This window comes from Nocardioides sp. NPDC092400 (genome assembly GCF_040684155.1).
GTDB lineage: Bacteria > Actinomycetota > Actinomycetes > Propionibacteriales > Nocardioidaceae > Nocardioides.
Genome location: NZ_JBFBFJ010000003.1, coordinates 201,835 through 222,264 on the forward strand (window position 1 = coordinate 201,835; position 20,430 = coordinate 222,264).

Annotated in this window: 18 protein-coding genes; 12 read left to right on the forward strand and 6 right to left on the reverse strand. The window is 74.7% G+C overall.

Features of this window, described 5'->3' with window-relative positions:
- Window positions 1–16: 16 nt before the first annotated feature.
- From alr to tsaD, 6 genes are all read left to right on the forward strand, one after another.
- A complete protein-coding gene (gene alr, locus AB0N29_RS12800; protein ID WP_364867188.1) occupies window positions 17–1,171 on the forward strand; it encodes an alanine racemase in 1,155 nt (384 codons plus the stop codon).
- Window positions 1,168–2,235, forward strand: a complete 1,068-nt coding sequence (locus tag AB0N29_RS12805) for an alpha/beta hydrolase (RefSeq protein ID WP_364867190.1) — start codon at window positions 1,168–1,170, stop codon at window positions 2,233–2,235. Before alr ends, AB0N29_RS12805 begins: the two co-directional genes overlap by 4 nt.
- The gene (gene tsaE, locus AB0N29_RS12810) at window positions 2,232–3,167 is read left to right on the forward strand and encodes a tRNA (adenosine(37)-N6)-threonylcarbamoyltransferase complex ATPase subunit type 1 TsaE (RefSeq protein ID WP_302268028.1); all 936 of its coding nucleotides are present in this window, start codon (window positions 2,232–2,234) and stop codon (window positions 3,165–3,167) included. Before AB0N29_RS12805 ends, tsaE begins: the two co-directional genes overlap by 4 nt.
- Complete coding sequence (gene tsaB, locus AB0N29_RS12815; RefSeq protein WP_364867192.1) at window positions 3,164–3,805, forward strand: tRNA (adenosine(37)-N6)-threonylcarbamoyltransferase complex dimerization subunit type 1 TsaB; 642 nt, start codon at window positions 3,164–3,166, stop codon at window positions 3,803–3,805. The genes tsaE and tsaB overlap by 4 nt, the downstream gene beginning before the upstream one ends.
- On the forward strand, window positions 3,802–4,254 hold the full coding sequence (rimI, locus tag AB0N29_RS12820) for a ribosomal protein S18-alanine N-acetyltransferase (RefSeq protein WP_364867194.1): 453 nt from the start codon (window positions 3,802–3,804) through the stop codon (window positions 4,252–4,254). Before tsaB ends, rimI begins: the two co-directional genes overlap by 4 nt.
- Before the next feature lie 61 nt (window positions 4,255–4,315).
- Window positions 4,316–5,380 (forward strand): tRNA (adenosine(37)-N6)-threonylcarbamoyltransferase complex transferase subunit TsaD, encoded by a 1,065-nt coding sequence (tsaD, locus tag AB0N29_RS12825; protein ID WP_364867196.1) that lies wholly within the window; start codon window positions 4,316–4,318, stop codon window positions 5,378–5,380.
- Between the two features lie 27 nt (window positions 5,381–5,407).
- Here tsaD and AB0N29_RS12830 read toward each other — a convergent pair whose 3' ends face one another.
- The 4 genes from AB0N29_RS12830 to AB0N29_RS12845 all read right to left on the reverse strand — a co-directional run bounded on the left by AB0N29_RS12830 (window position 5,408) and on the right by AB0N29_RS12845 (window position 11,298).
- Window positions 5,408–7,156 (reverse strand): phytase, encoded by a 1,749-nt coding sequence (locus AB0N29_RS12830; protein ID WP_364867198.1) that lies wholly within the window; start codon window positions 7,154–7,156, stop codon window positions 5,408–5,410.
- A 119-nt stretch (window positions 7,157–7,275) separates the two neighbouring features.
- A complete protein-coding gene (locus tag AB0N29_RS12835) occupies window positions 7,276–9,495 on the reverse strand; it encodes an MMPL family transporter (protein WP_364867200.1) in 2,220 nt (739 codons plus the stop codon).
- A 118-nt stretch (window positions 9,496–9,613) separates the two neighbouring features.
- Window positions 9,614–10,768, reverse strand: a complete 1,155-nt coding sequence (locus tag AB0N29_RS12840) for a hypothetical protein (RefSeq protein WP_364867202.1) — start codon at window positions 10,766–10,768, stop codon at window positions 9,614–9,616.
- Window positions 10,765–11,298, reverse strand: a complete 534-nt coding sequence (locus tag AB0N29_RS12845) for a SigE family RNA polymerase sigma factor (RefSeq protein WP_302268019.1) — start codon at window positions 11,296–11,298, stop codon at window positions 10,765–10,767. Before AB0N29_RS12845 ends, AB0N29_RS12840 begins: the two co-directional genes overlap by 4 nt.
- 158 nt (window positions 11,299–11,456) lie before the next feature.
- Between AB0N29_RS12845 and AB0N29_RS12850 the strand changes: the two genes are divergently transcribed.
- From AB0N29_RS12850 to AB0N29_RS12860, 3 genes are all read left to right on the forward strand, one after another.
- Window positions 11,457–12,569: an S-(hydroxymethyl)mycothiol dehydrogenase gene (locus tag AB0N29_RS12850; RefSeq protein ID WP_364867205.1), complete on the forward strand. Its 1,113-nt coding sequence runs from the start codon at window positions 11,457–11,459 to the stop codon at window positions 12,567–12,569.
- Window positions 12,569–13,213, forward strand: coding sequence for an MBL fold metallo-hydrolase (locus tag AB0N29_RS12855; RefSeq protein ID WP_364867207.1), 645 nt, complete (start codon window positions 12,569–12,571; stop codon window positions 13,211–13,213). Before AB0N29_RS12850 ends, AB0N29_RS12855 begins: the two co-directional genes overlap by 1 nt.
- Window positions 13,214–13,290: 77 nt before the next feature.
- On the forward strand, window positions 13,291–14,325 hold the full coding sequence (locus AB0N29_RS12860) for a B12-binding domain-containing protein (RefSeq protein WP_364867209.1): 1,035 nt from the start codon (window positions 13,291–13,293) through the stop codon (window positions 14,323–14,325).
- A gap of 6 nt (window positions 14,326–14,331) precedes the next feature.
- Here AB0N29_RS12860 and AB0N29_RS12865 read toward each other — a convergent pair whose 3' ends face one another.
- The gene (locus AB0N29_RS12865) at window positions 14,332–15,510 is read right to left on the reverse strand and encodes a class I SAM-dependent methyltransferase (RefSeq protein ID WP_364867211.1); all 1,179 of its coding nucleotides are present in this window, start codon (window positions 15,508–15,510) and stop codon (window positions 14,332–14,334) included.
- 197 nt (window positions 15,511–15,707) lie between these two features.
- Between AB0N29_RS12865 and groES the strand changes: the two genes are divergently transcribed.
- Together groES and groL are read left to right on the forward strand one after the other, a co-directional pair.
- Window positions 15,708–16,004, forward strand: coding sequence for a co-chaperone GroES (groES, locus tag AB0N29_RS12870; protein WP_166195350.1), 297 nt, complete (start codon window positions 15,708–15,710; stop codon window positions 16,002–16,004).
- Between the two features lie 92 nt (window positions 16,005–16,096).
- Window positions 16,097–17,719 (forward strand): chaperonin GroEL, encoded by a 1,623-nt coding sequence (groL, locus tag AB0N29_RS12875; protein ID WP_302268013.1) that lies wholly within the window; start codon window positions 16,097–16,099, stop codon window positions 17,717–17,719.
- Between the two features lie 103 nt (window positions 17,720–17,822).
- Here groL and AB0N29_RS12880 read toward each other — a convergent pair whose 3' ends face one another.
- Window positions 17,823–19,334 (reverse strand): glycosyltransferase family 39 protein, encoded by a 1,512-nt coding sequence (locus AB0N29_RS12880; protein ID WP_364867213.1) that lies wholly within the window; start codon window positions 19,332–19,334, stop codon window positions 17,823–17,825.
- Between the two features lie 109 nt (window positions 19,335–19,443).
- Here AB0N29_RS12880 and AB0N29_RS12885 point away from each other — a divergent pair, with 109 nt between their 5' ends.
- Window positions 19,444–20,346, forward strand: coding sequence for a GNAT family N-acetyltransferase (locus tag AB0N29_RS12885; protein ID WP_364867215.1), 903 nt, complete (start codon window positions 19,444–19,446; stop codon window positions 20,344–20,346).
- The last annotated feature ends 84 nt before the right edge of the window (window positions 20,347–20,430 follow it).

The following is a 20,430-nucleotide window of genomic DNA, read 5'->3' on the forward strand; positions in this document are numbered from 1 at the left end:
GGGAGAATGGCCGGCCATGAGCCCCCTGCCGGTCCCGCGCGCCGAGGTCGTCGTCGACCTCGCGGCCGTCCGGCACAACGTCCGCCGGCTCGCCGAGCACTGCGGCGTGGCGATGATGGTGGTGGTCAAGGCCGACGGGTACGGCCACGGCATGGTCGAGGTCGCCCGTGCCGCCCGTGCCGCCGGCGCGCCGTGGCTCGGGGTCGCCACGATCGACGAGGCGCTCGCGCTGCGTGCGGCGGGCGACACCGGTCGGGTGCTGTGCTGGCTGACCGTCCCGGGGGAGGACTACGACCGCGCGATCGCCGCCGACCTCGACCTCACGGCGTACTCCCTCGCCGAGCTGACCGAGGTCGAGGCCGCCGTCCGCCGCACCGGCACCCCCGCCCGTCTCCAGCTCAAGATCGACACCGGTCTCTCCCGGGGCGGCGCGACGCCCGCCGACTGGCCGGCGCTCGTCGCCGCGGCGCGCGAGGGCGAGCTCGCCGGCCACTGGCGCGTCACCGGTACCTGGTCCCACCTCGCCGCCTCCGACGAGCCCGACCACCCGGCCAACGACAGCCAGGAACGCGTCTTCCGTGAGGCCCTGGCGGTCGTCGAGGCCGCTGGCCTGGAGCCGGAGGTCCGGCACCTCGCCAACAGCGCGGCGGCGGTCTTGCGGCCGAGCGCCCGGTTCGACCTCGTGCGGTGCGGGCTCGCGTCGTACGGCCTGGACCCTGCGCCGGGCCACACCCCCGACCTGGGCCTGGTCCCGGCGATGACCGCGCGGGCGACGCTGGCGATGGTCAAGGACGTCGAGGCCGGCGCCGGTGTCTCCTACGGCCACACCTGGGTCGCGGACCGGGCCACGACGCTGGGCCTGGTGCCCGTGGGGTACGGCGACGGCGTGCCGCGCTCGGCCAGCGGCGCCGCCTCGGTGGCGGTCGCCGGGAAGCAGCGGCCGGTCCGCGGCCGGGTGTGCATGGACCAGCTCGTGGTCGACCTCGACGGCGACCGGCCCGAGCCGGGGGAGGACGTCGTGCTGTTCGGCACCGGGCACGACGGCGCGCCGACGGCGCAGGACTGGGCCGAGGCCGCCGGCACCATCAGCTACGAGATCGTCACGCGGATCGGCGGCCGGATGACCCGCACCCACCTCCACGGCGGGCCCGACGGCGGGCCCGAGGCATGAGCCCCCGCCGTGCCCTCGCCGGCGCCGCCCTCGGCGCGACCGGCATCGCCGCCGCCGGCACCGTCGTCGGCGTCACCCGCCGCCGACGCGAGCTGTCCCGCCGGCCGGCCCCCAGCACCGCCGACCACCCCGACGTCCCGCTGGGGTCGCTGCGGTCCGAGCCGCTGACGGTCGTCGCGGACGACGGGGTGCCGCTGCACGTGGAGGTCGACGAGCCGGAGGTCCCCAGCGACGTCACCGTCGTGCTGTGCCACGGGTACGCCCTCACCCTGGACTGCTGGCACTTCCAGCGGCTGCACCTGCGCCGTGCCGGGGTCCGCGCCGTCCTCTACGACCAGCGCTCGCACGGCCGCTCGGGCCGGTCCGCGGGCGAGGGCGCGACGATCGACCAGCTCGGCCGCGACCTGCACCGGATCATCGAGGAGGTCGTCCCCGACGGGCCGGTCGTCGTCCTGGGCCACTCGATGGGCGGGATGACGGTCGTCGCGCTGGTCGAGCAGCACCCCGAGCTCTTCGGCGACCGGGTCACCGGGGTGGGCCTGGTCTCGACCACGGCCGGCGGCCTCGACGTCGGACGCCTCCTGCTGCCGGTCGTCCCGGCGCGGATCGGGCTGCCGCTCGCGCAGCGGACGATCGCCACGCTGGCCCGCCGGCACCGCAGCGTCGACCGGTTCCGCCGGCTCGGCAAGTCGGTCGCGATGGTCGCCACCGACCTGTTCGCGTTCGGCGACGACGTGCCGGCGTCGTACGTCGAGTTCGTGGACTCGATGCTCTCGGCGACGCCGTACGAGGTGGTCGCGCAGTTCTTCCCGGCCTTCGGCGGGCTGGACAAGTTCGACGCCGTGGAGGTGCTCGGCCGCGTGCCCACGACGATCATCTGCGGCACGTCGGACCGGTTGACGTCGATCGGGCACAGCCGCAAGCTGCACGCCCGGATCGCCGGGTCCCGGCTGGTCGAGTGCGAGGGCGCCGGCCACATGGTGGTGCTGGAGCGGCACCAGCAGGTCGACGCGGAGCTCGACCGGCTGCTGGCCGCCGTGAGCGAGGAGGCGGTGGCCCGGTGAGCGACGTCCAGGTGGTCCGCGTGGGGCCGGAGGCCGCCGCGCAGGTGCTGCAGGTGGTGCGGGAGGCGTTCGCCGCCCGGCCGCCCCTCGACCCGCCCGCCGACGCGCTCGGCGAGACCGAGGAGACCATCGCGACGATGCTCGCGCCGCACGGCGGCCTCCTCGCCCTCCTCGACGGGGAGCCGGTCGGCGCGCTCGTCCTCGACCCGGTGGGGAACACCGTCTACCTGCGCCGCTTCGGGGTCGTCCCCACGGCGCAGGGCCACGGCATCGCCGGCAGGCTCATCGAGGCGGTCGTCGACCACGCCGAGGGGTACGACGACGTCACCGTCGTGGCCCGTGAGGAGCTGCCGCGGACGATCCGGTTCTGGGACCGGCAGGGCTTCCGCGAGATCGCCCGGCGCTCGCCGCTGGTCGAGATGCGCCGCCCCCTGCGGACCGCGGTCTTCCAGGCACCGACGCCCGACGCGATGCACGCGCTCGGGCGCTCGCTGGCCGGCCAGCTCGCCCCCGGCGACCTGATCGTGCTCAGCGGCGAGCTGGGTGCGGGGAAGACCACGCTGACCAAGGGGATCGGCGCCGGCCTCGGTGTCCGCGGGGAGATCACCTCGCCCACCTTCGTCATCGCGCGCGTGCACCCCTCGCTCGTCGGGGGCCCGGACCTCGTCCACGTCGACGCCTACCGGCTCGGCGGCATGGAGGAGCTCGACGACCTCGACCTCGACACCGACCTCGACCACGCCGTCACGGTCGTGGAGTGGGGCGAGGGCCTGGCCGAGGGGCTCACCGACTCCCGGCTCGAGGTCCGGATCGTGCGGGCCCTGGCCGACGAGGTGGCCGACGACCCCGACGACGAGCTCGACCCGCGGCGGGTCGAGATCACCCCGGTGGGCCCCCGGTGGCACGCCCTCTCCTTCCGAGGACTCGGATGACCCTGCTGCTCGCCCTGGACACCGCCACCCCCTACGTCACCGTCGCGCTGCACGACGGCGACGACGTCGTCGCCGAGCTCGTCTCCGAGCGCGCCATGAAGCACGGTGAGCAGCTCGCCCCGCTCGTCGCCGACGCCCTGGCGCAGGTCGGCGCCGTCCGCCAGGACCTCACCGCGGTCGCTGCCGGCGTCGGGCCGGGCCCCTTCACCGGCCTCCGCGTCGGGCTGGTCACCGCGCGCACGCTCGGGTTCGTGCTGGACGTTCCGGTGTACGGCGTGTGCTCGCTCGACGTGCTCGCCGCGGAGGCCGTCGCGGCGGGGATCGGTGCCGAGTTCTGCGTGGCGACCGACGCCCGGCGCAAGGAGGTCTACCTGGCGACGTACGACGCCGACGGCACCCGCCTGGACGGGCCGGTCGTCGAGCGCCCGGCCGCGGTGGCGACCGAGCGGCCGGTCGTGGGCGAGGGCGCGGTGCTCTACCCCGAGTCGTTCCCCGACGCCCGTGGCCCGGTCCGCCCGAGCGCCGGCTGGCTGGCGCGGGTGGTGACCGAGGAGCGCGCCGAGCTGCTCGACCCCGAGCCGCTCTACCTCCGCCGGCCCGACGCCGAGCTGCCGGGCAAGCCGAAGCCGGTCTCGTGACCGTCCGGACGGCCACCCCCGAGGACCGCGACGCGGTCGTCGCCCTGGAGGACACCTGCCTCGGCGACGACGCCTGGTCGCCCGGGCTGGTGGCCGAGGGCCTGGCCGGGAACGTGCCGACCGTGGTCTACCTGGTCGCCGAGGACGGGGGGACCGTGGTGGGCCACGCCGTGGCCAGCATCGTCGCCGACATCGCCGAGCTCCAGCGGATCGCCGTCGACCCCGCCCACCGCCGGGGCGGGCACGCGAGCGCGCTGCTCGACGAGGTGGTGCGCCGCTCGAAGGAGGGCGGCGCCGAGCGGCTCCTGCTCGAGGTGCGCGAGGACAACGCCGGGGCGCTGGCGTTCTACGCGGCGCGCGGGTTCGTCGAGGTCGACCGCCGACGGCGGTACTACCGCGACGGGGCGACCGCCGTCGTGCTGCGCCGCGGGCTGCGGAAGGGCTGCTGAGCGGCCCGCGCCGGGGCCACCACCCACCTCGCGCGCGGCGCGCCGCACGGCAGCGCGCACAATGGGGGGCGTGACGGACGCGCCCCTCGTGCTCGGTATCGAGACCTCCTGCGACGAGACCGGTGTCGGCATCGTCCGCGGCCACGACCTGCTGGCCGACGCGGTCGCCAGCAGCGTCGACGAGCACGCCCGCTTCGGCGGCGTCGTGCCGGAGGTCGCCAGCCGGGCCCACCTCGAGGCGATGGTGCCGACGATCGAGCGGGCCTGCGAGACCGCCGGCATCCGGCCCTCCGACGTCGACGCGGTCGCGGTGACCAGCGGCCCCGGCCTCGCCGGCGCGCTGCTCGTCGGCGTCGCCGCCGCCAAGGCGCTCGCGATCGGGCTCGACAAGCCGTTGTACGGCGTGAACCACCTCGCCGCGCACGTCGCCGTCGACCAGCTCGAGCACGGTGCCCTCCCCGAGCCCTGCATCGCGATGCTGGTGAGCGGCGGCCACTCCAGCCTGCTGCGGGTGACCGACGTGACCGGAGCCGAGGGCGGGGTGGACCCGATGGGGGCGACCATCGACGACGCGGCCGGTGAGGCCTTCGACAAGGTCGCGCGGCTGCTCGGCCTGCCATTCCCCGGCGGGCCGCACATCGACCGGGCGGCCCGGGAGGGCTCCTCGGTCTACGTCGACTTCCCGCGCGGCCTCACCTCCCGCCGCGACCTCGAGCGGCACCGGTTCGACTTCTCCTTCTCCGGCCTCAAGACCGCCGTGGCGCGGTGGGTCGAGGCACGCGAGCGGTCCGGCGAGCCGGTGCCCGTGGCCGACGTCGCCGCGTCGTTCCAGGAGGCGGTCTGCGACGTGCTGGTGCGCAAGGCGCTCGACGCCGCCGCCTCCGAGGGCATCGAGGACCTCCTCATCGGCGGCGGGGTGGCGGCCAACTCCCGGCTGCGCCACCTGGCCGAGGAGCGGGCCGCGAAGCTCGGCATCCGGGTCCGCGTGCCGCGGCCGGGCCTGTGCACCGACAACGGCGCGATGGTCGCCGCCCTCGGCGCCGAGATGGTCGCCCGCGGCCGGACGCCCTCCGCGCTGGACCTGCCCGCCGACTCCTCGCTGCCGGTCACCGAGGTCCTCGTCTGAGTCGTGCTCGGCAGCCCCGCTCCGGGATCAGCCGGCCGGGGCCGGGGCGAGCAGGACGGTCCAGGTCGTGGCCTTGGCCGACGCGGCGTCGGCGGTGGCGGCGAGACCGCCGGTGCTCCCGGTGGGGACCGGACCGCCCGGGTCGGTCAGCAGGGTGGTGGTGCGTCCGCCGCCGGTGCCCGCGGAGGTCGAGCGCACCTGCTCGCCGGCCGGTGGGGTCCAGGCGGTCGTGGACGAGGACCGGTCCGACCAGTACGACACGCGCCAGGTCCCCGGCGAGGCCACCGTGGCGAGGGGTGTCACGTGCACGGCGGTGCGCGCCGGCTCGCCGGCGGCGACAGCCCCCGCGAACGGCCCGGTCGTCCGGGTGCCGCGGTACGCCGCCAGGGTGAGCGACCCCTTCACCAGCTGGGTCGGGAAGCCGACCGCCACGTCGGAGCCGGCGTCCTCGGCCGTCGCGACCCGCTGCCAGGCCGTCGTCCGCAGGGTGCCGTCGGTGACGGAGCCCAGCCGCGTCCACCCGGGCCCGGGGCCGCTCAGGGTCTCGGTGCCGGTGCCCCGGGAGAGGAAGAGCAGCAGTCCGTCACCCGGCTCGACGTCACCCGGCACGGTGACCGACCAGGTCCTGGCGTTGCCGTCGTCGGCCGCGGTGCCGACCGGCGCGATCGTGCCCGGGTCCGGGCCCGGCGGGGAGCCGGTCGGGACGACGGTCTCCAGGGGGACGTACTTGAAGCTCTGGTTCCCCTCCTCGCCGGGCGCCACGTTGTGGTCGTCCTGGCAGACGAAGACGCCGTCCGGGAACGCCGGGCCCAGGTCGGCGGTGCTCGCCGTGATGCCGTCGGTGCGGTCGCAGTCGTCGGCCGCCGAACCGTCCCCGACCCGGAACGACGAGACGTGGTCGTTGGTCACCCGGTCGTAGACGACGAAGTAGCTGGCGCCGGGGTCGGCGGCGTGCTGGGCCGAGGCGATCACCTGCCCCGACCCGTCGGGCCGGTCGACCAGCGTCACGCCCTCGATGTCCAGGGCGAGGTGGCCGCCGGTGTCGGTGACGGTGTCGACGACCTCGCGCGAGGCGCCCGCGGACGGCTCGGCCCCGTAGCGCCACAGCGCCCGCTCCTCCTCGCTGACGTAGAGGGCGCCGGTGTCGTCGTCGGCCACGCACCCCTCCGCCTCGGAGCCGACCTGCAGGTCGCGGACCAGGGTCCCGTCGAGCAGGCCGTCGGCGTCGGCGTCGTCGAGCCGGTACTGCCGCAGCCGGCCGCCGATCGTGATGAGGACGACGTAGGTCTCCCCGGTGGCCGGGCTGGTGTAGAGGCACAGGCCCTCGCCGTCGCCGTCGACCCCCGCCCCCTCGGTCGTCCGCCGCAGCTGCCTCGTGCTCGCGTCGACGTCGTAGAGCTGCAGGCCGTCGTGGTAGACCGCGACCACGTCGCGCACGGCCCCGCCGACCTCGACGCCCTGGCGCACGTCGACGTTGCCCCAGAACGTCGTCCCGCCCGACAGGCGCTCGACCAGCCGGCCCTCCATGTCGTAGGTCTCCAGGCCGCCGAGCTTGTCGTTGCCGATGACCAGCGACCTCGCCGGGTCGTCGGGGTGCACCCACACGGCGGGGTCGTCCAGCGCGTCACCGGCGTGGGCGACCGGCGCCGTCTCCCGCAGGGCGGGCACCACCGTGACCGGGTCGGCCGCCACCGCGGGCGGCACCACCGCCGCGCCGGCGCCGAGGAGGGCGAGCCCGCTGAGGGCGACCAGGACTTGTGCGCGACGACCGTTCACCAGTGCCTCCCGAGGACTCGTCCCGGGTGACGCTAGGCACCGGGGGAGCCACGGTGGCCGCCGGCCGGGCAGGACCCCCAACGTTGGGGATCCGCCCGGACGGCGGCCACCGAGAGGGCCTACCTCCCGGCGGAGACCTCCGCGCCGGGCTCGGAGGTGCCGGGCTCGGAGGTGCCGGGCACGGAGGCGGTGGGGTCCTCGGCGTCCGAGCCGTGACCGGGCCGCTTCTCGTCGCCGTGGCCGGGCCACCAGGCGGCGTGCCCGATCAGCGCGGTGAGGGCCGGGGTGAAGAACATCGACATCACGAACGCCGCGACCAGGATGCCGAACGACAGCGCGAAGCCCATCGACATCATCAGGCTGTTGCCGCTCAGCATCAGCGAGGCGAACGTGCCGGCGAGGATGACACCGGCCGCCGCGATCGTCGGCCCCGCGTGCTTCACGGCCTCGGCGGCGGCGTCGCGCGGGCTGCGGCCCTCCCGCGCCTCCTCCCGGAGCCGGGCGATCATCAAGATGTTGTAGTCCGTGCCGAGCGCGGTGACGAAGAGGTAGATGTAGATCGGCAGCATGAAGATCAGGCCCTCGTCCCCGCCGATGTGCTGGAAGACGATCACCGTCGCGCCCAGCGTCGCGGCGAAGCCGAGTCCCACCGCGGCCATCAGGTACCACGGGGCCACCAGGCTGCGCAGCAGCAGCGCCAGGATCACCATGATCACGAGCGCGGCGACCGGGAAGACCACCGAGTAGTCGCGCGCCATCGCGTCCTGGAGGTCCGCGAAGACCGACGGGGTGCCGCCGACGTACGCCTCGGTGCCGTCGGGCGCCTCGCTGTGCGCGACGTCGCGGATTGGGCCCTCGACGTCCTTCATGGCGGCGTCGGAGGCGGGGTCCTCGGCCAGCACCAGGCTGATCTGCGCGGTGCTGCCGTCCTCGGAGAGCTGCGGCGGGTAGACCTGGTCCACGCCCTCGGCCTCGCCGAGCGCCGCGGCGTACGACTCCAGCGCCGACTCCTCCAGCGTGCCGCCCTCGTCGGCCCGCACGATCACCGGGACCGGCTCGGAGGCGCCGGCGGAGAAGTGGTCCTGGAAGGTCTCGAGCGCCTGGGTGGACTCCACGTCCTCGGGCAGGCTCGCGCTGAAGTCGAAGGACGGGCTGAACTGCAGAGCGAAGAGCGCGAGCACCGCCATCAGCAGCCCCGAGGCCGCGGCGAAGACACCCGGGCGACGGCCCAGCGAGCGGCCGGCCTGGGCGAAGCGGGCCGCCTCGGGCTCGCGGCGCCACTTCTTGGAGGGCCAGAACAGGGCCCGGCCGAGCACCGTCACGACCGCCGGCACCAGGGTGAGGGCGGCGACGAGGGTGACGGCGACGGCGATCGCGAGGGCGGGGCCGATCGCCTGGAAGATGCCGAGCGAGCTGAGCAGCAGCGCGAGGAACGCGACGATCACCGCGCCGCCGGCCGAGGCGATGGCCTCGCCCGCGCGCTCGAGGGCGTGCACGACCGCCGCCCTGGTGTCGGCGCCCTGGCGCAGCCGCTCGCGGTAGCGGAAGAGGAAGAACAGGATGTAGTCGGTGCCGATGCCGTAGAGCACGACCACGAGGATCGTCTCGATGGAGGAGTCGGCCTTGAGGTCGAAGGCCTCGTTGGCCCAGCCGATGAGGCCGGTGGCGATCATCGAGACGAGCGTGACGATCACGACCGGCATCAGGCAGATGATCACGCTGCGGAAGATGATCGCGAGCAGGCCGACGATCAGCACGATGGTGGCGATGCCGACGATGGCCAGCGAGCGCTCGCTGGAGTCCTGGGAGTCCAGGCCCTGGAGGACCGAGCCGGTCGACTGCACCTCGAGGTCGGTGCCGTCGGTGAGTTCGGCGAGGTCCTCGCGCAGGGCCTCGCCGTCCTCGAACGCCTGCGGGTCGAACCCGGTGGCGCCCTCGGCGAGGCCGATCACGCCGAGCTGGGCCAGCCCGTCCTCGGCGAGCTGCGGCTGTCCGTCCGGGGTGGTCGTCACGACCTGGGGGACGAACGTCTCCTTCCCCAGCCGAGGCCCGAGCTCCTCGGCGATCCGGCCGACCTCGGCCTGGTCGTCCTCGGTCAGGGCGGCTCCGTCGGCGCGCTCGAAGACGAGGATCGCCGCCGGCGTGGTGGCGCCGGGGAACTCCGTGGACTGCAGCTCGGTCGCCTTGACCGACTCGTAGTGGTCGGGCAGGAACTCCGACTCCTCCTGCGTGGTCTGCAGGGCGGGCGCGAAGGCGACCACGCCCACCGCGACGATCACCCACGCGGCGATGACGAACCAGGGACGACGGGAGGCGAGGTTGCCGAGCGCTCTGAACACGGCTCTCACCGTAGTGCTCGGCGCCGACGCCGCGCCTCCGATTTCCGGCCGTCCCAGGGGAACACCAGGGGAACCGTCAGGGGTGCCCCGGGAACCACCGAGGTGCCCCGCAGAGGGCTCAGGGTGCCGTCGGCAGCACGTACGGCGACGAGACCTCCGCGATGTCCCCGGGCAGCGGGGCGGCCGGCCCCGCGACCCTCGTCTCGCTGCCGTCGGTGCCGATCCGCACCACCGACCACTCGCCGTCATCCAGGACCGCGACCAGGACGTGCTCCTCGTCCTCCCAGACGAAGCCGTCGAGGGCGTCGGCGATCGGGATCTCGTGGAGCACCGCCCCGGAGCGGGCGTCCCGCAGCCGCAGCTCCCGCGCGCCCGCTCCCTCGGCGAAGGTCGTGGCGACGCGCGTGCCGCCGGGGGAGAAGACGTGGACGTTCTCCACGCAGTCCTCCCACAGCGGCCCGGCCGCCCCCGGCTCCCAGACGGCCGTGCACTGGTGGAGGTCGTCGGGCGCGGGCCGGTCGACCCCGGCCACGAGCGCGTCGTCGGGTGCGACGGCGGTGACCAGCGGGATCTGCGGCAGGTAGGGCTCGACCGGCCCCTCGGTCGGGACCAGGTACGTCGGCCCGAACCCCGCCTCGCCGTTCTCGGTCACCACCACGCCGCAGTCCTCCGGGCACTCGCCCACGATGCCGCGCGGCTGGAGCTCGGTGCCGCCGGTGACCCGGCCGAGCCGGGTCGTCTCCCCGGTGGCCCCGTCGAGCAGGACCACCTCGTCGCCGGGCAGCAACCAGGCCGCGTGCCGTCCGTCCCCGTCGACGACGAACGACGCGCCCGGCGAGACCGGCCACGTGGTCCGCAGGGAGCCGTCGGCGTCGTGGAGGGAGACGACCTCGGTCCCCTGGCGCGTCGCGCCGGCGACGTACCCCTCGCCCACGGCGGCCCAGCCGCGCACCGCCCGCACGCCGGCGAGCGGGACCTCGGTGCCGTCGAGCAGGCGGACGGTGCCGCCCTCGAGGTAGCCGGGGTCCGGCACGGACACCGCGGGCGCCGGCTCGACGACGCGGTCGTCACCGCCGGAGGCGGCGAGGACCCCGAGCGGCACCCCGACCGCCACGAGCAGCACGGCCACGGCCCCCGCGGCGGCGCCCCGCCGGCGCCGCCGGATGGTGCGGGCCGCGCCCTTGACGTCGTGGAGGGTGAGCGGGGCGTCCAGGAGCAGGTCGGCGCGGGAGCGCAGGTCCCGCTGCAGGCGGTCCTCGAAGGTGTCGGTCATCGCTCCTCCTCCCGGGAGGTCGGGTCCAGGTGGCTCGGGGTGCGTTCGCGCAGCGTCGCGAGGGCGCGGCTGCACTGGGACTTCACGGTGCCGACGGAGACGCCGAGCGCCTCGGCGGTCTCGGCCTCGGTCAGCTGCTCGTAGTAGCGCAGGACGAGCACGGCGCGCGCCCGCCGCGGCAGCGTCTGGACGACGGACCACAGCTGGCCGCCCGTCCCGTCGTCGTACGCCGGGAGCACCGGCGGTGGCTCGGGGACCTGGTCGGTCGCGTGCTCGCGCTTCCGCCAGCCGCGGCGCCACAGCGAGGTGTGCTCGTTGACCATGATCCGGCGGACGTAGGCGTCGACCGCGCCCCGGTCGCGCACGCCGTCCCACGCCAGGTAGAGCTTGGCCAGCGAGGTCTGGAGCAGGTCCTCGGCCGTGTGGCGGTCGCCGCCGGTCAGCAGGTACGCCGTGCGCAGCAGCGCCGGCTGCCGGGCGGCGAGCCAGTCGGTGAACTCGCGGTCGCGCGCGACCTCGCGATCAACCATGGCTGCAGTGTCGGTGCCCGTCGCCGCGACGAGCCTGGTGGGTGGCATGTCGACCTCCGTGGTGTCTCGTGCAGAGGACGCCACGGCCCTGCGGAAGGTTGCAGCCCTCCGTCCTAGGGTGATGGCAGCCCAGCACCACAACCCAGGAGGAGCACCGAATGCAGCAGGTCAAGGCGGTCGTCGCCCGCGGCAAGGGACAGCCGGTCGAGGTGACGACGATCAACGTGCCGGACCCGGGCCCGGGGGAGGCGGTCGTCGCGATCCAGGCGTGCGGCGTGTGCCACACCGACCTGCACTACCGCGAGGGCGGCATCAACGACGAGTTCCCGTTCCTGCTCGGCCACGAGGCCGCGGGCGTGGTCGAGGCCGTCGGCGAGGGCGTCACCGACGTGGTCCCGGGCGACTTCGTCGTCCTGAACTGGCGCGCGGTGTGCGGCGAGTGCCGCGCCTGCAAGCGCGGCGAGCTCCAGTACTGCTTCAACACCCACAACGCCACCCAGCGGATGACCCTCGCCGAGGGCGACGACGCCGGCACCGAGCTGAGCCCCGCCCTGGGCATCGGCGCTTTCGCCGAGAAGACGCTCGTCGCGGCCGGCCAGTGCACGAAGGTCGATCCCTCCGCCCGCCCCGCCGCCGTCGGCCTGCTCGGGTGCGGCGTGATGGCCGGCATCGGCGCGGCCATCAACACCGGCGCCGTCACCCGCGGGAAGTCGGTCGCGGTCATCGGCTGCGGCGGCGTCGGCGTGGCCGCGGTCGCCGGCTCCGCGCTGGCCGGCGCGAGCCCGATCATCGCGATCGACATCGACGCCCAGAAGCTCGGGGCCGCGAAGCGGCTCGGCGCGACCCACACCATCGACTCCTCGAGCGAGGACGTGCTCACGCGCGTCAAGGAGATCTGCTCGGCGACGTACGAGGGCGCCGAGGGTGCGGACGTCGTCATCGAGGCCGTCGGTCGCCCGGAGACGTGGGAGCAGGCGTTCTACGCCCGCGACCTGGCCGGCACCGTCGTGCTCGTCGGCGTGCCGACCCCGGACATGAAGGTGCCCGAGCTGCCGCTGATCGACGTCTTCGGCCGCGGCGGCTCCCTGAAGTCCAGCTGGTACGGCGACTGCCTGCCCACCCGCGACTTCCCGATGCTGGTGGACCTCTACCAGCAGGGCCGGCTCGACCTCGACGCCTTCGTGACCGAGGAGATCGGCATCGACGACGTGGAGGCGGCGTTCGAGAAGATGCACCACGGCAACGTGCTGCGCTCGGTGGTGGTCTTCTGATGACCGCGGACAGCAGCGCCGGCGCGGTCCGGGTCGACCACGCCGTCGTCAGCGGCACGTTCAGCCTCGACGGCGAGACCTTCGACGTCGACAACAACATCTGGGTCGTCGGCGACGACTCCGAGTGCGTCGTCGTCGACGCCCCCCACGACGTCGAGGCGATCATGGACGTGGTCGGCGACCGGACGGTCAAGGCGATCCTGCTGACCCACGCCCACGACGACCACTGTCGGGTCGCCCCGGCGCTGCGCGAGCGGGTCAACGGCGGGTCGGGCGCCCCGATCCTGCTGCACCCCGACGAGCGGCCGCTGTGGGAGCTCACCCACACCGACCGCCTGTGGGACCTCGACCTCGCCGACGGGTCGGAGGTCACCGTGGCCGGCGTGGTGCTGCGCGCGCTGCACACCCCCGGCCACGCGCCCGGTGCGGTCTGCTTCTCCGCGCCGGACCTGAGGTGCGTCTTCACCGGGGACACGCTCTTCCAGGGCGGGCCCGGCGCGACGGGTCGCTCCTACAGCGACCGCCCCACCCTCGAGGCGTCGATCCGCGCGAAGCTGTTCGCGCTCCCCGACGAGACGGTCGTCCACACCGGGCACGGTGACGACACCACGATCGGCGCGGAGAAGGCGGCGCTCGGGGCCTGACCGAGCCCCTCGGCCCGGGACCGGGGGCGTTGGAACGCTCCAAGAATGTGGGGCGCCGGTTCCGGGCAGAGGAGCGCGTGGACCAAGCTCGGGCGGACTACTGGGGCGCGCTGCGCGAGGGGGACCGGGCCGGTGCGCTCGCGGCCGTCAAGCGGATCCGCGACGCCGGCCGGACCCACCTGGAGATCATCGACGAGGTCATCGTCCCCGCCCAGGAGCGGCTCGCGCAGTGCTGGTTCAGCGGCGAGTGGACCCTGGAGCAGGAGCAGGCGGCCACCTCGATCAACGAGGGCCTGGTGCACTGGCTGTGCTCGTTCGCGCCGGCTCCGCCCGCGGACCGGCCCCTGGTCGTCGTCGCGACGCCCGACCGCCAGGAGCTGCCCGCACTGGTGCTGGCCGAGGGGCTGGCGGCGTCGGGCTACCGCACGACCTTCGTCGGCGGCGCCGCGGTGGGGACCGACCTGCTGCGCCAGGTCCTGACCCGCAAGCCCCGGGCGCTGCTGGTGACCGCCGGGCGCACCTCGTCGCTGGCGGCGCTCAAGCCGCTGCTCGAGAACGTCCGCGCGACCGGCATCCCGGTCCTCGCCGGCGGACCCGCCTTCGGTGGCGACCCCGCCCGGGCGACCGCCGTCGGCGCGACGGCGTACGCCGCCTCGGTCGCCGAGGTCGTCGTGCTGCTCGAGCAGCTGCCCCGGCGGCTGCCGACGCAGGCACCGGAGCCGGCGAGCCCGGCGGAGGTGGAGGCGGCCTGGCTCGCCGAGTTCCGCCACGAGATCACGCCGTACGTGCTCCGGGCGCTGGCCGCCCGGCACCCGTTCGCCGTCCGGCCGGCGTGGTGGGCCGAGCTCGAGGAGCACGTCGAGCACGTCCTCGGGTGCCTGGCGTCCTCGCTGGTGACCGGTGACGAGACGATCATGGTCGAGGTCCGCGACTGGCTGACCCAGGTGCTCGCGGCCCGCGGTGCGGACGCCGTGCTGGTCCAGGACCTCTGGGAGCTGCTCGCGGTCCCGCTGCGCGGCCACCCGCTGGCCCGGGTGCACCTGGCCGGGTCCGCGCCCGTGGGCGGGACGACCGACGGCGGGTTCACCGACGGCCTCGCGACCTCGGTCTAGCCGCGCTCAGGCCAGCGGGCGCACGAGCAGCGCCGTGCCGGCGCCGGCGACGCGCGTGAGCACGACCGTCCCCGCCTCGTCCCCGCTCAGCGCCAGCCGCTTGCGCAGCTGCTCCGGCACGACGTCGACGCCGCGCTTCTTGATCGTCAGCGTGCCGATGCCGCGCTCGCGCAGGGCGGCGCGCAGCGCCTTCTCCCGGTACGGCAGCTCCTCGAGCACCTCGTAGCCGCGCGCGACGGGCGAGCGGTACGCCGCGTCGCCGGTGACGTAGGCGATGTGCTCGTCGACCAGCCCGCCCTGCACGGCGGCCGCCACGGCGGTCACCAGGCCGGCGCGGACGACGGCACCGTCCGGCTCGTAGAGGTAGCGGCCGACCGGGCGCACCCCGACGCCCCCCTCGCCGAGCGGCGGGGCGTCCTCGTCGGTCAGCGTGGCCAGGCCCCCCTCGCCGATCACGGTCGCGCGGCGGCCGGTCGTCGCGAGGCCGCCGGACCACAGCGCGGCCTCCTTGACCTCGCCGTGGTCGCTGACCCACTCCGCCTCGACCCCGTGGGGCGCCAGCGCGTGCGGGATGCCGGGGGCCACCTTCACGCAGGAGTCGCGGCGCAGGAGGCGCTCGACGAACGGCCAGGGCGGGGTCCAGTCGTCGACGTCGAAGGTGCGCCCGCGGGCGCCCCGGCGCGCGGGGTCGGCGAAGGCGACGTCGAAGGGGGAGGGGTCGACCGTCGTCGCGTCGGCGACCATGACGGCCCCGGGCAGGTCGAGGGCGGCGAGGTTGGCCTCGGCGACCGCGACGCGGACCGGGTCGAGGTCGACCCCCGCGCAGGTGAGGCCGGCGCCGGCCGCCGCGACCAGGTCGCCGCCGATCCCGCACCCGAGGTCGACGAGCGTCCGCGCGGCGTACGCCTGCAGGCGGGCGGCGCGGTGCCGCGCGACGGGCAGCCGGGTGGCCTGCTCGAGGCCGTCGGGGGTGAAGTACATCCGGGCGGCCAGGTCGCCGAACTTGGCGCGCGCCCGCTCGCGCAGCCGGGCCTGGGTCAGCGCCGCGGCGGCGTGCTCGGGCGTCGCGTCCCGCCGCAGCGCGGTCTGGGCCGCGAGCGGCTCGGCCTCGACGAGCTCCTCGGCCCGGTCGAGCAGGGCCTGGCCGGCGTCGGTGAGCAGCCAGCGGAAGGCGTCGAGGTCCACCCCGCGATCCTCGCAGGCCGGGGGTCCCTGGCACTCGCGCGAGGTGAGTGCTAGTTTCTGTCCTGGCACTCTCCCCGTGGGTGTGCCAGCGCTTGCCTACCGAGCACGACCCCCGCGACGGCGTGCTCCGGGACCGCAGGCACCAGACGTGCACCACCCGCCTGAGACATCTGAGTTTGAAAGTGGAGGTCGACATCGTGTCGGTCAACATCAAGCCCCTCGAGGACCGCATCGTCGTCAAGCCGCTCGACGCCGAGCAGACCACGGCCTCCGGCCTGGTCATCCCGGACACCGCCAAGGAGAAGCCCCAGGAGGGCGAGGTCGTGGCCGTCGGCCCCGGCCGCTTCAACGACGACGGTGACGAGCGCGTCCCCATGGACATCTCCGTGGGCGACAAGGTCATCTACAGCAAGTACGGCGGCACCGAGGTGAAGTACTCCGGCGAGGAGTTCCTCATCCTCTCCGCGCGCGACGTCCTCGCGATCGTTTCCTGATCTCTCCCGGGTCGTGTGCCTGACGACGCGCTTCGGCGCGTCGGACGGCACACGACCCGGTCCTCTTTCCCGCACCACCTGCTAGGAGAGTCATGCCCAAGATCCTGGAGTTCGACGAGTCCGCCCGTCGCGCGCTCGAGCGCGGCGTCGACGCGCTCGCCAACGCCGTCAAGGTGACGCTCGGCCCCAAGGGCCGCTACGTCGTCCTCGACAAGAAGTGGGGCGCCCCGACGATCACCAACGACGGCGTGACCGTCGCCCGTGAGATCGAGCTGGACGACCCGTTCGAGAACCTCGGCGCCCAGCTGTGCAAGGAGGTCGCCACCAAGACCAACGACGTCGCCGGTGACGGCACCACCACCGCGACCGTCCTCGCCCAGGCGATGGTCCACGAGGGCCTCAAGGCGGTCACCGCCGGCGCCAATCCGATGGGCCTCAAGCGGGGCATGGACGCCGCGGCCGAGGCCGTCGGCAACGCCCTGCGCGACGCCGCCCGCGAGGTCGAGACCCGCGAGGACATGGCGTCGGTCGCGACGATCTCCTCGCGCGACAGCCACATCGGCGACCTGCTCGCGCAGGCCTTCGACAAGGTCGGCAAGGACGGTGTCATCACCGTCGAGGAGTCCAACACCATGGGCACCGAGCTGGACTTCACCGAGGGCATGCAGTTCGACAAGGGCTACATCAGCCAGTACTTCGTGACCGACCCCGAGCGGATGGAGGCCGTCATCGACGACCCCTACATCCTGCTGCACCAGGGGAAGATCTCCTCCGTCTCCGAGCTGCTGCCGCTGCTGGAGAAGGTCATCCAGGCCGGCAAGCCGCTCTTCATCCTCGCCGAGGACGTCGACGGCGAGGCGCTGTCGACGCTGGTGGTCAACAAGATTCGCGGCACGTTCAACGCCGTCGCGGTCAAGGCCCCCGCCTTCGGCGACCGCCGCAAGGCGATGATGCAGGACATCGCGACCCTGACCGGTGGTCAGGTCATCGCCCCCGAGGTCGGCCTCAAGCTCGACCAGGTAGGCCTCGAGGTCCTGGGCCGGGCGCGCCGCGTCGTCGTCACCAAGGACGAGACGACGATCGTCGACGGCGCCGGTGACGCCGCCGAGGTCGAGGGCCGCGTCAACCAGATCAAGGCCGAGATCGAGAACACCGACTCCGACTGGGACCGCGAGAAGCTCCAGGAGCGCCTCGCGAAGCTGGCCGGCGGCGTGTGCGTGATCAAGGTCGGCGCCGCCACCGAGGTGGAGCTGAAGGAGAAGAAGCACCGCATCGAGGACGCCGTCTCCGCGACGCGCGCCGCGATCGAGGAGGGCATCGTCCCCGGCGGTGGCTCCGCGATCATCCACGCCGTCTCCGTCCTCGACGACGACCTCGGCCTCACCGGTGACGAGGCCGTCGGCGTCCGCGTGGTCCGCAAGGCGGCCGACGAGCCGCTGCGCTGGATCGCCGAGAACGGTGGCGAGAACGGCTACGTCGTGACCACCAAGGTCCGCGAGCTCGGCGTCGGCAACGGCTACAACGCCGCCACCGGCGAGTACGGCGACCTGGTCGCCCAGGGCGTCCTGGACCCGGTCAAGGTCACCCGCTCCGCGCTGGTCAACGCCACCTCGATCGCGGCGATGCTGCTGACGACCGAGACGCTGGTCGTCGACAAGCCCGAGGAGGAGGACGAGACCGCGGCCGCAGGCCACGGTCACGGCCACGGTCACTGAGACCCAGCACCACCAGCACCACCAGCACCGAGACGGCGCCGGTCCCCGCGAGGGGGCCGGCGCCGTCGGCGTTCCCGAACCTGCCGCAGGAGCGGAGCGGCCCTCAGCAGTCGACCTCGAGCGCGGGCCGGTCGAGGCCGCGCAGGAGGTAGACCGGCCGGTCCGAGCAGCCGGTGCCGTGCCGCTCGTAGCGGGCCCGCACCGCGTCGTGCAGCTCCTCGGCGCCGGGGGCGCCCCACGCTCCCCACGGCACCCAGGCGACCAGCCAGGTCGGCGCGTCGGGGCCCTCGACCAGGGTGCGCAGGTCGCCGTACCCGTGGTCGAGGGTGCGCATTGGCAGGCTCCACAGGTGGGGGTACGGCGTGGCGAGGCCACTGCTCAGCTGCAGGTCCGCGCGGCCGCCGAAGACGACCAGGGTGTCGCCCGGCTCGGCGGCGGCGGCGATGGCGGTGCCGGTGTCGGCCTCGTGGAACTCCTGGTAGTCCAGCGCGTTCCAGCCCGCCCAGCCCAGCAGGCAGACCAGGGAGGAGACGGCGCTGAGCCCGATGACGACGCGCATCGTCCGGCCGCGACCGGTGCGGTGCCGGGCGAGCAGCGCCGCGCACAGCGCGGTCGCGGGGACCAGCCCGAAGAGGTAGTCGCGCCAGTAGCTGCCGCCGAGCGCGAGCGCGAGGCCGTCGGCGACGACGATCCCGACCGTCGCGGCGGTGACCACCGGGTCGGCGCGCCACTCGCGGCGGACGTGGACGAGGAAGCCGCCGATGACCAGCAGCATCCCCGCGGCGAGGGCGGCGAAGGCGAGCGTCGCAGCCCGGGCGGCCGGTGCGTCGGCGCCGCTGTCGCCGAGGACGGCGGTCGCGTCGGTGCGGAAGCCGTAGACGGTGTACCAGACCTCCTCGAGGTGGACGCCGGCCGCGAGCGCCCAGGTCACCGTGGCCAGCACGGGTACGGCGACCCCGCCGACCGCGGCCGCGGCCAGGCGGGCGAACGTGCGCGTGTCCAGCCGGCCGGTGAGCCGGGCGGCGACCAGCAGGACGGCTCCGAAGGCCAGCCCGCCGACCAGGCTCTGCTTCATCCCGAGGGCGGTGGCCGCCAGCAGGCCCGCCAGGAACGCGTGCCCGGCCGAGTGGCGCTCGAGGGCCTCGAGCGCCAGCCAGATCGACCCGAGCAGGAACGGCAGCGCCAGGATCTCGCCCTTCACCGCGACGGCGTCGATCACCGTGTTGGTGAGCAGCGCGGCGACGGCCACCGCGGTCCACCGCGCGGCCCGCTCGCTGGCCACCCGCCGGGCGACCGCGGCCGCGGCGAGGACGGCCAGCACGCAGGCGACCGCGCCCAGGACGCGGATCGCGTGCTCGCCGCCGACCCGGTCGGTCAGCGCGAAGACGGCGATCACCAGCGGGTGCCGGTCGACGAAGAGGTCGCCGTACACGCTGTCGGGGCGGGGGTCCCAGCTCCGGGCGACCAGCGTGAACCCGGCCTCGTCGGGGCGCAGCGGCCGGGTCAGGCCCGGCAGTCGGAGCAGGAACGCCAGGGTCGCGGCGACCGCGACCGTCCACCGCGAGTCGATCCGGGCACCGACCCACCGCGCCTGGTGCTGCAGCCGGTCGAGCATGCGGCACAGGTTCCCAGACGCCGCCCGCCGAGCCGCGGCCCCCACCCGTGTGACCTGGGGGAAACATCGGCGACCCGGTCCGGCAACCTCGCCGGGCGAGGGTGGCGGCATGTTGTGGCGAGTGCGGACGACCCTGCCCGACCGACCCGGAGCGCTGGCCGTGCTGGCCGAGCACTGCGGACGGGCCGGCGTGAACATCCTGGGCCTGCAGATCTTCCCCGGCGTCGAGGCCGTGACCGACGAGCTGGTGCTGAGCACCCCCGGTGGGTGGGGCGCCTCGGCCACCGCCCACCTGGTGGAGCGGGCCGGCGGCCGCTCGGTCGTGGTCCAGCCCTGCACGGAGGCGGCGCTGTCGGACCAGCCGACCCGGTACGTCCAGGCCGCCCGCACCATCCTCGCCTCGCCGATGTCCTTCCCCGACGTGGTCGCGAGGCTCTTCGACGCCGAGGCCGACGCGGTCGACCCGGCCGGGCCGCCGCAGGACGTCATGGAGATGACCGTCGGCGACGTGCAGGTGCAGGTACGCCGCACCGCGGCGTTCACCGCCACCGAGCACGCCCGCGGAGCGGCGATCGCCGACCTGGTCAGCGACGTGCTGCAGCGGACCAAGGCCGAGTCGGCCATCGCGGTGACCCCCGGGCGGCGGATGGGCGGCGGCACGATGCCCGAGCACGTCGTCGACGGGGACTCCATCAGCGCCGTCGTCGACGGTGTGGTGGTCGGCCTCGCGACCGTCCAGGGCGAGCTCGAGGAGGACCCGGGCGCCCGGCAGGTCGTGCTCCGGGTGGACCCGGCGTGGCAGCGACGGGGCATCGGCACCCGGCTGCTGGTGGACGCGGCCCGGCTCGCGCACACGCTGGGTGCGGGGGAGATCGTGCTCACCACCCGCTCGGACAACCAGGCGGTGCTCCCGATGGTGCTCGCGGCCGGCATGCGCGGGCGGATCCGGATGGCGGCCGACGTGCTGACCGTCCGCATCGCCGTGCGCGAGCTGCGTCCGCTCACCGCCTGACCCACCCGCGGGCGACTACTCCTCAGGTGGAACCGGCACTTCTCAGGCGATGCATCCCCCGAGAAGTGCCGGAATCCCCGGGGC